The 14,989-nt window shown below is 45.7% G+C and carries 12 protein-coding genes; 11 read left to right on the forward strand and 1 reads right to left on the reverse strand.

Features of this window, described 5'->3' with window-relative positions; translation table 11 throughout:
- Positions 1-159 precede the first annotated feature (159 nt).
- The 11 genes from rny (at position 160) to AC3AQ9_RS01750 (ending at position 14,277) form a co-directional block, all read left to right on the forward strand.
- Complete coding sequence (gene rny, locus AC3AQ9_RS01700; RefSeq protein ID WP_488305731.1) at positions 160-1,719, forward strand: ribonuclease Y; 1,560 nt, start codon at positions 160-162, stop codon at positions 1,717-1,719.
- Between the two features lie 67 nt (positions 1,720-1,786).
- Complete coding sequence (locus tag AC3AQ9_RS01705) at positions 1,787-2,584, forward strand: TIGR00282 family metallophosphoesterase (RefSeq protein WP_488305732.1); 798 nt, start codon at positions 1,787-1,789, stop codon at positions 2,582-2,584.
- Positions 2,585-2,687: 103 nt separating this feature from the next.
- On the forward strand, positions 2,688-4,232 hold the full coding sequence (gene miaB / locus AC3AQ9_RS01710) for a tRNA (N6-isopentenyl adenosine(37)-C2)-methylthiotransferase MiaB (RefSeq protein WP_488305733.1): 1,545 nt from the start codon (positions 2,688-2,690) through the stop codon (positions 4,230-4,232).
- A 4-nt stretch (positions 4,233-4,236) separates the two neighbouring features.
- Positions 4,237-4,665, forward strand: coding sequence for a YlbF/YmcA family competence regulator (locus tag AC3AQ9_RS01715; RefSeq protein WP_488305734.1), 429 nt, complete (start codon positions 4,237-4,239; stop codon positions 4,663-4,665).
- A gap of 792 nt (positions 4,666-5,457) precedes the next feature.
- On the forward strand, positions 5,458-7,983 hold the full coding sequence (mutS, locus tag AC3AQ9_RS01720; protein ID WP_488305735.1) for a DNA mismatch repair protein MutS: 2,526 nt from the start codon (positions 5,458-5,460) through the stop codon (positions 7,981-7,983).
- 4 nt (positions 7,984-7,987) lie between these two features.
- Positions 7,988-9,850, forward strand: a complete 1,863-nt coding sequence (gene mutL / locus AC3AQ9_RS01725; RefSeq protein ID WP_488305736.1) for a DNA mismatch repair endonuclease MutL — start codon at positions 7,988-7,990, stop codon at positions 9,848-9,850.
- Between the two features lie 82 nt (positions 9,851-9,932).
- A complete protein-coding gene (locus AC3AQ9_RS01730) occupies positions 9,933-11,594 on the forward strand; it encodes a glycerol-3-phosphate dehydrogenase/oxidase (RefSeq protein ID WP_488305737.1) in 1,662 nt (553 codons plus the stop codon).
- Positions 11,591-12,511, forward strand: coding sequence for an alpha/beta fold hydrolase (locus tag AC3AQ9_RS01735; protein WP_488305738.1), 921 nt, complete (start codon positions 11,591-11,593; stop codon positions 12,509-12,511). Before AC3AQ9_RS01730 ends, AC3AQ9_RS01735 begins: the two co-directional genes overlap by 4 nt.
- Positions 12,504-13,451, forward strand: coding sequence for a tRNA (adenosine(37)-N6)-dimethylallyltransferase MiaA (gene miaA / locus AC3AQ9_RS01740; RefSeq protein ID WP_488305739.1), 948 nt, complete (start codon positions 12,504-12,506; stop codon positions 13,449-13,451). Before AC3AQ9_RS01735 ends, miaA begins: the two co-directional genes overlap by 8 nt.
- A 20-nt stretch (positions 13,452-13,471) precedes the next feature.
- A complete protein-coding gene (gene hfq / locus AC3AQ9_RS01745; protein WP_300981176.1) occupies positions 13,472-13,696 on the forward strand; it encodes an RNA chaperone Hfq in 225 nt (74 codons plus the stop codon).
- Positions 13,697-13,977: 281 nt separating this feature from the next.
- Positions 13,978-14,277 (forward strand): rhodanese-like domain-containing protein, encoded by a 300-nt coding sequence (locus tag AC3AQ9_RS01750; protein ID WP_488305740.1) that lies wholly within the window; start codon positions 13,978-13,980, stop codon positions 14,275-14,277.
- A gap of 49 nt (positions 14,278-14,326) precedes the next feature.
- Here the strand turns inward: AC3AQ9_RS01750 and AC3AQ9_RS01755 are convergent, their stop codons facing one another.
- A complete protein-coding gene (locus AC3AQ9_RS01755; RefSeq protein WP_488305741.1) occupies positions 14,327-14,932 on the reverse strand; it encodes a trimeric intracellular cation channel family protein in 606 nt (201 codons plus the stop codon).
- Positions 14,933-14,989: the final 57 nt, after the last annotated feature.

Consider the following 14,989-nt stretch of genomic DNA (forward strand, 5'->3'; position numbering starts at 1 on the left):
GTATAGGTTTTCTAGCTTCTCAATGGGTTGACATGACATAAGTCCATCTATACAATTAAAATTGTATAATTTACTATTTTTACAACGATTGATGTAGAACAATGGTTTTATTATTTCATTTTTGAAAATGTTAAAAGAATAGCAAGAGGAGGTGTCCGAATGGGTATTAACGAGATCATCTTCGCTTTGCTTGGTATCATCGTCGGTGTAGTTGTTGGGTATTATGCGTTAAAAAAAGCAAACGATTCCAATATAGCAGGCGCTAAAAATTCTGCGGAGCAAATAGTTGAAGATGCGAAAAGAGAAGCAGAAGCCCTGAAAAAAGAAGCACTATTGGAAGCGAAAGACGAAAATCATAAATTGCGTACTGAAACAGAATCTGAAATTCGGGAACGCCGATTGGAACTACAAAGACAAGAAAATCGGTTGTTGCAGAGAGAAGAAAATTTGGATCGCAAGGATGATGCATTAAACAAAAGAGAAGCTAGTCTGGAACGCAAAGACGAAGCGCTCGCAGAAAAACAACAGCATATTGTACAGATGGAGAGCAAAGCTGAGGAATTAGTCCAACAGCAACAAGCCGAAATGGAACGAATTTCATCTTTGACACGCGAAGAAGCAAGATCGATTATTTTGCAGCAAGTGGAAAATGAACTTTCCTCTGACATTGCCGCGATGATCAAAGAAACAGAAGCTCGTGCGAAAGAAGAATCGGACAAAAAAGCGAAGAACATCTTATCCTTGGCCATGCAGCGTTTTGCAGCAGACCATGTGGCGGAAACAACTGTCTCAGTAGTCAACTTGCCAAATGATGAGATGAAAGGCCGTATAATTGGACGTGAAGGACGCAACATCCGTACATTGGAAACCTTGACCGGAATTGATTTAATTATCGATGATACACCGGAAGCGGTTATTCTATCTGGATTCGATCCGATTAGACGTGAAACAGCCAGATTGGCTCTAGAGAAATTGGTGTCTGATGGCCGAATCCATCCAGCGCGCATCGAAGAAATGGTTGAGAAGTCAAGACGGGAAGTGGATGAGCAAATCCGTGAAATTGGTGAGCAAACCACATTTGACGTTGGCGTCCATAACCTGCATCCAGATTTGATCAAGATTCTAGGCCGCCTTCGATACCGCACAAGCTATGGACAGAATGTCTTAAAGCATTCCGTGGAAGTCGCTTTCCTATCCGGATTGATGGCCGCGGAACTTGGCGAAGACGTAACCTTGGCAAGACGGGCCGGTTTACTGCATGATATCGGAAAAGCCATCGATCATGAAGTTGAAGGCAGCCACGTTGAAATCGGCGTAGAACTTGGTACAAAATATAAAGAACATCCTGTTGTTATCAATAGTATAGCTTCCCACCACGGGGATACAGAAGCGACATCGATCATTTCAGTGATTGTCGCAGCAGCGGATGCTTTATCCGCAGCACGCCCGGGCGCGCGAAGCGAGACTCTCGAAAATTATATTCGCAGACTCGAAAAACTCGAAGAAATTTCCGAATCGTATGAAGGCGTTGAGAAATCATTCGCCATTCAAGCGGGGCGTGAAATCCGGATCATGGTCCGGCCGGAACAAATTGATGATATGACAGCGCATCGTCTGGCACGCGATATCCGGAAACGGATTGAAGAAGAGCTTGATTATCCTGGCCATATCAAAGTGACGGTCATAAGAGAAACACGAGCAGTTGAATATGCAAAATAATAAGAGTAAGGCTTCGATGAATGTCTATTCAAAGAAGCCTTTTTCTTATGGGAAAAGGTGAATTAAGTTGAAGATTTTATTTATTGGAGATATTGTCGGTTCTATCGGCAGGGAAGCATTGGAGTCATATTTACCAAGACTAAAACGGAAGTACTCCCCTGATGTAGTCATCGCTAATGGCGAGAATGCAGCAGCAGGGCGCGGCATCACCAAATCGATTTATCAAGATTTATTATTCATGGGAGTCGACGTCATCACGATGGGCAACCATACGTGGGATCAGAAAGAGATTTTCGATTTTATCGATGATGTCGATTACTTGATCCGGCCTGCTAACTTTTCTCCAGAAGCTCCAGGACGCGGAATGGCTACGGTCACGAAAAATGGCAAGACCCTATCGGTGATTAACTTGCATGGGCGCGTCTTTTTGCCGCCGCATGACGATCCTTTCCAAAAAGCGGATGAGCTGTTAGCGGAAGCGAAAGCCATTTCCCCTCTGGTCTTTGTCGATTTCCATGCAGAAGCAACCAGTGAAAAGATTGCAATGGGCTGGCATTTGGATGGCCGCGCTTCAGTTGTAGTAGGAACCCATACCCATGTCCAAACCGCGGATGCACGCATTTTGCCGAATGGAACTGCCTATATCTCGGATGTCGGGATGACTGGTCCTTACGATGAAATACTGGGCATGACGAAAGAATCGGTGCTATACCGGTTCAAAACGAATATGCCGACACGTTTTGAAGTGCCGAAACGCGGCCGTTCTGTCGTTAGCGGCTTTTTCACAGAAGTGGATGACGACACTGGAAAAGCTGTTTCGTTCGAACGCGTTTACATCAATGACGATTATCCGTTCCAGAACTAAGTTAATCCTTGTTCTTGTCGATTCTCCGACAATTGATTCACCTGCCTTGTAGTAAAGCAGGTGAATTCAGTATAATAAAGTGATGATTGAAAGGGGTTTTTTCATGAATGAGGAACAGCGTTTACAAACAACTCAGGTACCGGCTGCTTCAGCAGAAAAAAAGTCCGAAAAGGACTATAGCCAGTACTTTCAGAGTGTTTATACACCGCCTTCATTAAAGGAAGCAAAAAAACGAGGAAAAGAACAAGTCTCCTATTTCGATAATTTCAAAATCGATCCCCGCTTTGAAAAGATGGGAGAAGGCCGCAAGTTCTATATCCGCACTTATGGATGTCAGATGAACGAGCATGACACCGAAGTAATGGCCGGCATATTTATGCAATTGGGCTTTTGCCTCACGGATTCGGTCCACGATGCAGATGTTATCCTATTAAATACATGTGCCATTCGTGAAAATGCTGAAAACAAAGTGTTCGGGGAACTGGGACATTTGAAGCCTTTGAAATTGGAAAAACCGGATTTGCTGATCGGAGTTTGCGGCTGTATGTCGCAAGAAGAATCCGTGGTCAATAAAATCCTGAAAACCTACGATCAAGTAGATATGATTTTTGGCACGCATAATATCCACCGGCTGCCTGAAATTTTGAACGAAGCGTACTTATCGAAAGAAATGGTCATCGACGTCTGGTCTAAAGAAGGCGATGTCATTGAAAACTTGCCGAAAGTCCGCAAAGGCAAAATCAAGGCTTGGGTGAACATCATGTATGGCTGCGATAAATTTTGTACGTATTGCATCGTTCCGTATACACGCGGAAAAGAGCGTTCACGCCGTCCTGAAGACATAATCCAGGAAGTGCGCCATCTGGCGGCACAAGGATATAAGGAAGTCACCCTGCTCGGGCAGAACGTCAACGCATACGGCAAGGACTTTTCCGATATAAAATATGGGCTTGGTGATTTGATGGATGAACTTCGTATGATCGATTTGCCGCGCATCCGTTTTACCACCAGCCACCCGCGCGATTTCGATGATCATTTGATCCAAGTGCTCGCAAAAGGCGGAAACCTTGTCGACCACATCCATTTACCTGTACAATCAGGTTCAACAAGCATGTTGAAAATCATGGCCCGTAAGTATTCGCGTGAACATTATTTGGAACTGGTCCAAAAAATTCGTGAAGCCATTCCAACTGCATCGCTGACAACAGACATCATTGTCGGATTCCCGAATGAAACAGACGAACAGTTTGAAGAAACTTTGTCTTTGTTCAAAGAAGTCGGTTTTGAAATGGCCTTTACGTATATTTATTCTCCACGTGAAGGAACGCCAGCTGCGAAGATGGCCGACAACGTTCCGATGGAAGTGAAAAAAGAGCGTTTGCAGCGTTTAAATGCTGTTGTAAACGAATATGCCTTGAATGCAATGGCTGCATATGAAGGGCAGATTGTTGAAGTGCTTGTTGAAGGTGAAAGTAAGAAAAACCCCGATGTATTGTCCGGTTATACAGCGAAAAACAAACTCGTCAATTTTGTCGGTCCCAAGTCGATTGTCGGCCAATTGGTAAAAGTAAAGATTACAACAACAAAAACATGGTCTTTAAACGGTGAGCTAGTAGAAACCGGAGCAGGCCAAGAAATGGGTGTCTAATTACATGACGTATTCAAAAGAAGAAATTATTGCAAAAGCACGCGAAGTGGCGGACATGATCGCTGAAACAGAAGAAGTGGAATTCTTCAAACGTGCGGAAGCTCAAATAAATGAAAACCAAAAAATCCGTGAGAAAATTGCCAGCATGAAGAGCCTTCAAAAACAAGCGGTCAACTTCCAGGCATACGGAAAAGAACGTGCGTTAGGATTGATCGAAGGAAAAATTCAAAAAATCGAAGAAGAAATTGACGCGGTGCCGATTGTCCAGGAATTCAAACAATCACAGAGCGACGTGAATGCCCTTCTTCAAATGGTTTCAACTGCAATCGCCAACCAAGTGACAAACAAAATCATCATCTCCACTGGCGGCGACTTGCTGCGCGGCGAAACGGGATCAAAAGTAAGAAACGATTCACCAGGCAGCTGCTCTTAAGAAAAGCGAAAACGGCCGTTCAGCTCCGACAGGCAAGAGATGGACCAAACATATTTGGTCCATCTCTTTGCGACGAAGCACAAAGTGCTGCAACGCACTTTCATGTCTCGAAGCTAGCGTAGCAATGCAGAGACAGGAGCAATAAGGGTTTAGACGGATTGGCGAAGCGGTGCTCTTTGCCGCACAGCCAAGACGGCTCATGACCAGAGGAGTTGGCCGTTGCAGCTATCCAGTTAGAAAAATAAATGAAACTAAAACTGAAAGAGCTCTGGCTCTTTCAGTTTTTCAGCTTGTTGAGGAAGTTAAAGTTTCTATTAGTGATCTTTCCTTTTCCGATATTCCGCCAACCAGCTGCGCTTGCCGCGGGCGAGCGCCAAGCCGCTTCGTCGCTTCGCTCCTGCAGGGTCTCGGCTGTCTCGCTTTCCCGCAGGCGTCTCCACTGGTTGGCTCCATATCGGGAGAGCAGGAAGCAATAAGAGAGAACTTGCTCAAACAAGTCATTCTTTTAGAGAATCACAAAAGATGACCAAACAACGCTGAATGCAGCGGAAGGCGGCGACTTCTGCGGGAATAGGGCGAGTCCTGAGACCCCGCAGGGAGCGCCAGCGAGCGAGGAGGCTCAGGCCGCCCCCCGCGAAAAGCGCCCGCCCTGGAGCGAAATGAAAAAGAGAATAAGAGTTTATCGACAGCCTACAAAACTGAAAGAGCTCTGGCTCTTTCAGTTTTTTCTTTTCTCCCATTGTTTTTGTTATAATGGAAGGACAACGAAAAGTTCGCGAAAGAGGTAAAAAAATGGCACCTACACCAATGATGCAACAATATATGCAAGTAAAATCAGATTACCAGGACGCATTCCTATTTTTCCGCCTGGGCGATTTTTATGAAATGTTCTATGACGATGCCTTACAAGCATCTCAGATTCTTGAAATTACATTAACCAGCCGCGGAGGCACCGGCGATGACCGCATTCCGATGTGCGGCGTTCCGCATCACGCGGCGCAAAACTATATCGATCAATTGATCTCAAAAGGCCATAAAGTAGCGCTTTGCGAGCAAGTGGAAGATCCGAAAACGACCAAAGGTATGGTCAAGCGTGAAGTGGTTCGGTTGATTACACCAGGCACCCATACTGAAGGCAAAAGCATTGATTCCAAGTCGAATATGTTTTTGGCAGCAGCTGAACAGCTGGCGGATGGCTTTGCTTTATCGTATGTCGACATCAGCACAGGTGAAGCAAGCGCCATGTACATAGCAGGAACAGAAAAAGCGCTGCTGCAGGAACTGCAGTCGCTGAATATCAAAGAGCTGGTTGTTTCAGAGCAATTATTCTTATTGCTGAACGAAGAGTCCCAGGACCTGGTGCTGTCAATTGAGCCGATGGACTTTATCTATCAGGCGGAAGAACGCTTGATGTCCGCTTGCCCGGAAGATTTGAAGCTAAGCATCCAACGCCTTTTAACGTATATTTCACGTACCCAAAAGCAATCGCTCGAACATATCCAGCCTTTTATTTTCAATGAAAATGGGCAATTGCTGTCGATTGATTTCCATTCAAAGCGCAATCTGGAATTGCTGCAGTCGATTCGAGGTGGCGAAACAAAAGGAACGCTTCTTTGGCTGCTGGATGAAACCGTCACTGCGATGGGAAGCCGCAAATTGAAACAATGGCTGCATCAGCCCCTTGCGAACCGCCATCTGATTGAAAAGCGGCAGCAAATGGTTGAAGTGCTGATCGATCAGTATTTTGTTCGGGTAGAATTACAGGAATTATTAAAAGAAGTTTATGATTTGGAACGGTTGAGCGGACGCATCGCGTTTGGCAGCGCCAGCGGACGGGATTTAGCGCAGTTGAGAAGCTCGCTTGAAAAAGTGCCGAACATTATTGCGGAGCTGGCAAATTCCGGACATGGCACACTCGCTAATTTCAGCGATAAGCTCGACCGCTGTGGGGAAGTATGCGAGCTATTGGAGGCTATCAGTGAAAATCCGCCACTGTCTTCAAAAGAAGGTGGAGTGATCCGGGATGGATTCCACGAGAAATTAGATGAATACCGTTATGCTTCCCGCAACGGCAAAGACTGGATTGCTCAGCTGGAACAAGAAGAGCGTGTGAAGACTGGCATTAAATCGTTGAAAATCGGCTATAACCGCATTTTTGGCTACTTCATTGAAATATCCAAAGCCAATATGCATTTGGCCGATCTGGACCGCTATGAGCGAAAACAGACGCTTGCCAATGCTGAACGCTACATTACACCAGAACTGAAAGAAAAAGAAACACTGATTTTGACTGCAGAAGAAGAAAGCTTGAATCTGGAATACGAATTATTCGTTAAGATCCGTGAAGAAGTGAAGCAATATATCGGACGCATCCAACAGCTTGCGTCCACACTCAGTGAACTGGATGTATTGATGAGTTTTGCCAATGTCGCAGAGAAATACCGCTTTGTTAAACCGGCATTTAATGATTCCCGTGAAATATCGATAATTGAAGGCCGCCATCCAGTCGTTGAAAAAATGCTCAATAAACAGCTTTATGTACCGAATGACTGTGTGTTAACAAACAGTCAAAACATGCTGTTGATTACCGGTCCCAATATGTCCGGTAAAAGTACGTATATGAGGCAAGTCGCTTTGACCATCGTACTGGCCCAAATCGGAAGCTATGTACCGGCGGAATCGGCCAACTTGCCTATAGTCGATCAAATCTTTACGCGTATCGGGGCGGCCGATGACCTCGTATCTGGCCAGAGTACATTCATGGTGGAAATGCTTGAATCGCAATACGCCATTACGCATGCAACCGAGCGCAGTTTGTTATTATTCGATGAAATCGGGCGGGGCACATCAACTTACGACGGCATGGCGCTCGCTCAGTCGATGATTGAGTACATTCATGAACATATCGGCGCAAATACCCTGTTTTCCACGCATTATCATGAACTGACGGCTCTTGACCAATCGCTTGATAAATTGAGCAACGTCCATGTTGCAGCGATGGAGCAATCCGGCAAAGTGGTATTTTTGCATAAAGTGAAAAAAGGGCCGGCTGATAAGAGCTACGGCATTCATGTCGCTGAACTTGCGGAACTGCCGCAGCCGATTTTAGAACGGGCACGTGAATTGCTGACCAGTTTTGAAGCGGAAAATAAAAAACATGTCAGCCAAGTAGAGCAATTGTCATTTTTTGATGACCGGGATACTGAAAGTGAAGAAGTATTGCAAGCAATCGCAGATATTAATATTGCTGCGATGACGCCTTTGCAGTCACTGCAATTATTGAACGATCTGCAAGTCAAGTTAAGCAAAAAGGAGTGAGGTTATGGGAGTCATTCGATTGATGGATGAACCGTTATCCAATAAAATAGCGGCGGGAGAAGTGGTCGAACGTCCAACTTCTGTCGTCAAGGAATTAGTGGAAAACGCCATTGATGCGGGAAGCACTGCCATCGAAGTCTTGCTGATTGAAGCTGGGCTTACATCGATTCAGATTGTCGATAACGGAGCAGGCATGGATTCAGAGGATGCGCTGTTGTCATTTTCACGGCATGCGACAAGCAAGATTTCCAACGAACACGACTTGTTCCGGATCCGGACGCTTGGTTTCCGAGGAGAAGCCCTTGCCAGTATTGCTTCGGTTTCAAAAGTGACACTCCACACATCGAATGGGGAAAGCGGCACATTTGTCCAACTTGAAGGCGGCCGGCTGATTGAGCACCGGGCGGGTTCGCTGCGAAAAGGCACCGATATCAAAATCGACCAGTTGTTCTTCAACACGCCGGCACGGCTGAAGTATTTGAAGACCTTGCAAACTGAACTTGGCCATTCCATAGATCTGATGAACCGGCTTGCACTGAGTTATCCATCTATATCTTTCAAGCTGGTTCATGACGGCAAAACTATTTTGCAGACATCCGGCAGCGGAGAAATCAAGCGTGTGATTTCGGATATCTACGGTGTCTCCATTGCGAAAAAAATGATCCCGTTTGAAGCGGAGTCGCATGATTATAAAGTATCGGGTTTTACTTCCCTTCCTGAAGTGACCCGTGCCAATAAGAACTATATTTCTTTATTCGTTAATGGGCGCTGGGTGAAACATTATGCGATAGCCAATACGGTGCATAGGGCCTATCACACATTCTTGCCTCTTGAGCGGCAGCCTATCACCATCTTGAACATTGAAGGCGATCCATATTTAACGGATGTAAACGTTCATCCGGCCAAACAGCAAATCCGGTTAAGCAAAGAAAAAGAACTGATGGAACTGATTCATGACACGATTCGGCAGACCGTCAGTGCAGCAGTGCGGGCACCGATTATTGAAAAGCCGAAAGCCCCAAAACAAGTGCCAAGCAAGCAGCTTGATATATGGAAAACTTCTTATACGATGAAAGAACCTGTAGAGCAGCAAACGGCTGATTCTTTTGCGGAATCGCTTCAGGTAAGAGAAGTTCATCCAACTGCAGTTGTGGATCCCTTTAAACCAATCATCAAAGAAGAAGCGCCTCCTGTCGGCCAGTTCGTCGATAAGGAAGAGCGGGATGTGGAACAACAAACCGTGAATTTTTCATTTGATGAACCGCAAGAAGAGGATGGTCCGCAATTTCCGGAGCTGGAAGTAGTCGGCCAAATCCATGGCACTTATATCGTGGCACAGAGCACCGACGGTTTCTACTTGATTGACCAGCATGCAGCTCAGGAACGCATTAAGTATGAATTTTTCCGGGAAAAAGTCGGGGAAATCGATGTCAGCGAACGGCAGGCGCTTTTATTGCCTTTGACTTTTCACTACAGCCGTGACGAGGCCATGCGTTTAAAAGAAGCTCTCGATGTCTTAGCAGAAAGCGGGGTTTTTCTGGAGGAATTCGGAGACACGTCCTTTATCGTTCGTGAACATCCAACGTGGTTTCCGGCAGGGTTTGAACAGGAAATTGTCGAAGATTTGATTGAACAAGTGCTGAATGAGCGCAAAATAGATGTGAAAAAGCTGCGTGAGGATGCGGCAATCATGATGAGCTGCAAACGTTCGATCAAAGCGAACCATTATTTGCAGAAGCATGAAATGGAGCGTTTGCTGGCGGATTTAAAACAGGCGGAACAACCGTTTACCTGCCCTCATGGACGTCCTGTCATCATCCATTTCAAAACTTATGATGTAGAGAAAATGTTTAAGCGCGTGATGTAACAGGGGAAAGAGATTAGCATGGGGAAAGATAGCCTGATTAATTGAAAACCGGAGTTTTCCAACTGCAAAAGGGGGAAGCGGAATGTTCTCTACAAAACAGCGGCCGATGCAAATGAACTTATTATCAACCCGCCATTTCGATTTAGTTGTAATTGGAGGCGGCATTACGGGTGCTGGGATTGCACTTGATGCGATTTCACGCGGCATGTCCGTGGCTTTGATTGAGATGCAGGATTTCGCTGCGGGCACTTCGAGCCGATCGACCAAACTTGTCCACGGCGGATTGCGTTATTTAAAGCAATTTGAAGTGAAAATGGTTGCTGAAGTTGGCAAGGAACGTGAAATCGTTTATGAAAATGCCGTACATGTAACCGAACCCCAACAAATGCTGCTGCCGTTCCATGAAGGCGGTACGTTCGGCCCGTTGATGACTTCGCTTGGCCTGCGGTTTTATGATTTTTTAGCGGGTGTTAAGAAAAACGAGCGCCGCGTCATGCTTTCTGCAGAAGAAATTCTTCGGAGAGAGCCTTTGATTAAAAAGGAGGGCTTAAGAGGCGGCGGCTCTTATGTAGAATATCGGACCGACGATGCCAGGCTGACGCTTGAAGTGTTGAAAAAAGCGGCAGAGCTTGGAGCGGTGTGCCTCAATTATGTTCGAGCTGCTGGCTTTCTTTATCAAGAAGGGCGCATTTCAGGCGTTCAAGCAGTGGATGCCGTAACGGGAGAAACATTCCAGATCCAAGCGGAAAAAGTGGTCAATGCTACTGGACCATGGGTAGATGAAGTCAGAAGCTTCGATACTGAAAGCAAAGAAAAGCAGTTGCGTTTGACCAAAGGGGTTCATATAGTAGTGGATCGCAGCAAATTCCCAATTCGACAAGCGGTTTATTTTGATGCGCCGGATAAGCGGATGATATTTGCGATTCCCCGGGACACGAAAACATATATCGGCACAACGGATACTTTTTATGAAGAAGACCCAAGTGGACCTGCAGCGACACAAGAAGACGTGGATTATTTGATTCGTGCAGTGGACTCGATGTTTCCAAGTGTTAAGTTGTCCCGGCAAGATATTGAATCGACATGGGCGGGGCTTCGGCCGCTTATTTTCGAAGAAGGAAAAGATCCTTCTGAAATATCCCGCAAAGATGAAATATGGGAGTCGGAAAACGGTTTGGTATCCATCGCTGGAGGCAAGCTTACCGGATACCGGATCATGGCCGAAACGATAGTCGACCTCGTTGCGAAACTTTTAAAAAAAGAAACAGGCAAGAAGTTCAGCAAAAGCGTCACGAAAAATTTGCCATTGTCTGGCGGAGATTTTGGCGGATCCAAAAATTTCGCGAAATTTGTGCGGCAAGCGGCAGAAGTTTCTGAGCAATACGGTCTGACGCCTGAGCAAGGAAGAATGTTCGCTCAGTTTTTCGGTACCAATGCTTATAAGGTATTTGACCATTTTCAAAAGCTGCCGGATGTGATTCCAGAAGGCATCCCTAAAACCTTGGCGGCTGTGATTGAATATACAGTTGAGGAAGAGTTGGCTTTGACCCCGGCGGATTTCTTTATCAGAAGAACCGGTGATTTGTATTTTCATATTGATGATGTGGTTCGTTATCAGGACGCTGTTTTCCGCTATTTGAACCGCCTATTGAATTATAGCGGAATACAGCAGAACGAATACCGCAAAGAGCTGCTGAAGGAACTAGACAAAGCCTCCCAGTTTGGAAAGGGTGTATTCCATTGAACGTAGACAAGGACTTTATTCGTGCTTCAGATGGCCATGAAGTGTATTACGAAAAATACGAACCGAAAGCGCCGATTGCTCATGTCCACATTGTCCATGGCATGGCGGAACACATTGCCCGATATGAAGAATTTTCCCGGTTCCTTGCTTCCAACGGTTTTGCGGTATCCGGGCATGATCAGCGCGGACACGGAAAAACAGCAGAACGCAATGGCATTCCCGGTTTTTTCGGAGAACATAATGGCTTTGAACGCGTCGTTGATGATGTTCACGAAGTTATTGAAACTGTCCAAAGGCAGGTTGGGGACTTGCCTGTGATTATATTTGGTCATAGTATGGGATCGTTTGTCGTCCGGCGTTATATGCAATTATATAGTGGGGAGATCAGCCGCGTCGTGCTGTCGGGAAGCGGCGGTGACCCAGGGGCTGCTGGCAAGGCGGGGCTCGTTACGGCATTGATGGCTTCAAAGCGAATAGGCAAAAATCAGCCAAGTGCCTTATTGGGGAAGTTGACGTTTGGAAGTTTCATGAAACAGTTTAAGGGAGAAGATTCCGCATTTGCCTGGCTGAGCCGGGACGCTTCTGAAGTGGCGAAGTATGAAGCGGATCCCATGTGCGGCTTTCCGTCCACGAACCAATTTTATGTGGATTTGTTCACCGGCTTGGGTTTGATCCACAAAAAAGGGGAAGTCGCGAAAATTCGCAAGGACTTGCCTGTACTGTTGATCAGCGGTTCAAATGATCCAGTTGGAGGCAATGGACAAGGGATTTTTAAAGCAGCCAAGCAGTATGAAGATGCGGGAATGACAAATGTAAAAGTGTATTTGGCAGAAGATGCACGGCACGAACTGCTGCATGAAATTGATAAAGAGCAGCATTTTGAAACAATTTTAGAATGGATGTTAGCAGATGATTGATGTATTAGCCATCGTTGGCCCGACGGCTTCAGGAAAAACAGCTTTAAGCCTGGAGTTGGCTTTGCGGCTGAACGGTGAAATTATTAATGGGGACTCGATGCAGGTTTACAAGGGTATGTCGATTGGGACTGCGAAAATCGAACCGGAAGAAATGCGGGGGATTCCGCATCATCTTTTGGACATCAAAGAACCGGATGAGCCATTCTCGGTTGCGGAGTACCAAAAAATGGTGCGGGAAAAAATTGCGGAAATTAACTCTCGCGGCAAATTGCCGATTATCGTTGGAGGTTCCGGCTTGTATGTCCAGGCTGTCCTGTTCGACTACCGCTTTACAGAAGAACAAGTAGATGAACAGCTGCGTGCTGAATTATATGCGGAACTGGAAGAATTCGGTCCGCTCCATATGCACAAAAAACTGATGGCGCTCGATCCGGAAGCGGAGATTCACCCGAACAATACACGCCGTGTAATCCGGGCGATTGAAATCATAAAAAGCGACCATGAAAAAACTGACCGGAATCTAGCCCTGTCGCCGATGTACAATGAAGTGATCGTCGGACTTGATATGCAGCGTGATGTTTTATACGACCGCATCAACCGGCGCGTTGACGATATGGTGGCAAGGGGCTTGCTGGATGAAGTCCGATCGCTTCGAAAGCGGGGAATCCAGGATGTTCAGTCGATTCAGGCAATCGGCTATCGAGAGATTTATGCCTATTTGGAGGGCAAATTAGAGTGGGAAGAAGCAATCAGTCTTCTCAAGCAAAATTCCCGGAAATACGCCAAACGCCAATTTACCTATTTTAGAAACAAGCTGCCAATTTTCTGGATTAATGCGCTTACGGAATTGGAAAAAAACATTCAGAAAATAGAAGTCTTTATGCAGGAAAAAGACCGGCAGCGTCGAATTGGGATTATAGAAGAACAAAATTTAGATTAGAGGTTATGAGGGGGATATTCATGAAGCCAGTAAATATTCAAGACGTTTATTTGAATCAGCTGCGTAAAAATAATATTTTTGTTACGGTCTTTTTACTTAATGGATTCCAATTGAAAGGGACCATAAAATCTTATGATAATTTTACGGTGCTGGTTGAAACAGACGGTAAACAGCAATTGATCTACAAACATGCAATTTCCACTTTTTCGCCCGCCAAATCCGTACCGATTGAACATCAGGAATAATTGCCTTGTCAGCAGGAGCTTGCTCCTGCTGGTTTTTTTCGTTTTCAGGGAAATTCAAGCCTTCCTCTTATTTGAACAGAAGATCTGCTGGCCGTTAACAACCGATTCAGGATTAACGGATGCCGGTCCTGCCATAGAGCGAGGCGTACCTAGCCTTCCATCTGCTTTTCGGCAGCGGGGAATGAAGAACACCTTCGATTGAAGCTTCTCTTTATTTGACAGCAAGGCTTGTGCCGTATAACATTTTCAATGAAAGCCATTTAAAGCAGGAGGCAAAATAAATGAAATCCATTACAACCGATGATTTGCTTGAAATAGTTGAAGCCGGACAAGAAATTCAATTGATCGATGTCCGTGAAAATGAAGAAGTGGCATATGGCATGGTGCCAGGAGCCAAGCATATACCACTTGGCCAATTGCCGGAGCGCATCTCAGAACTTGAGACCAGTGAACCTGTTCATGTAATTTGCAAAGCCGGTGGCCGCAGTGCCATGGCTTGCGACTTTTTGGAAGCGAACGGCATTGAAACGGTGAATGTCGAAGGTGGAATGATGAATTGGGATGGCGAAACCATCGCTTGAACCAAAAAGGCCGCCCAGCTAATACAGCTGGGCGGCCTTTAGTGTTTTATTAAGCAGAATGTATATGGCGTGTCGGCAATCTCCATTTGAATAGATAAGAAAGGACGCGCAATGTGGTAATGCAAATAAAGAGGATATACAGCATCAAGTCTGACCGGATCAAATTGAAACTGATAAGCATGCCGGCAATCGCTGCCCACACTGCATAAATTTCGGACCTTAAGACGAGCGGTTTTCGACCGGCAAGAAGATCACGGACCATGCCGCCGCCGGAACCGGTTAATACTGCAGCCACTACGACTGCATATACTGGCATTGCCAAGTCTACAGCATATAGCGCGCCTTGGATGGCAAAAGCCGATAAACCAATAGCATCAAAAAAATTACCCCAGCGGGTCCAGGGACCAAGAAGTTTATTGGGAAATAAAAACGCAATTGTAATAGATGCGAGTGCCAATTGAAACATCATTTCTTGTTCCCATAGGGCAGAGACCGGAACACCGATCAATAAATTACGGATTGCTCCTCCTCCAAAAGCCGTCACAACTCCGAGCAGATAAACTCCGAAAATATCATATTCTTCTTCCATGGCTATAATTGCACCAGACAACGCAAAAGCGATTGTCCCTATAGCACTCAATACTTCCCAAGCCATTTCAGCTTCCTCCCAATCTTTTCAACTCATTGAATTGTAGCAGAATTTGACGCATTT

Source organism: Planococcus sp. VCh962 (assembly GCF_057748275.1).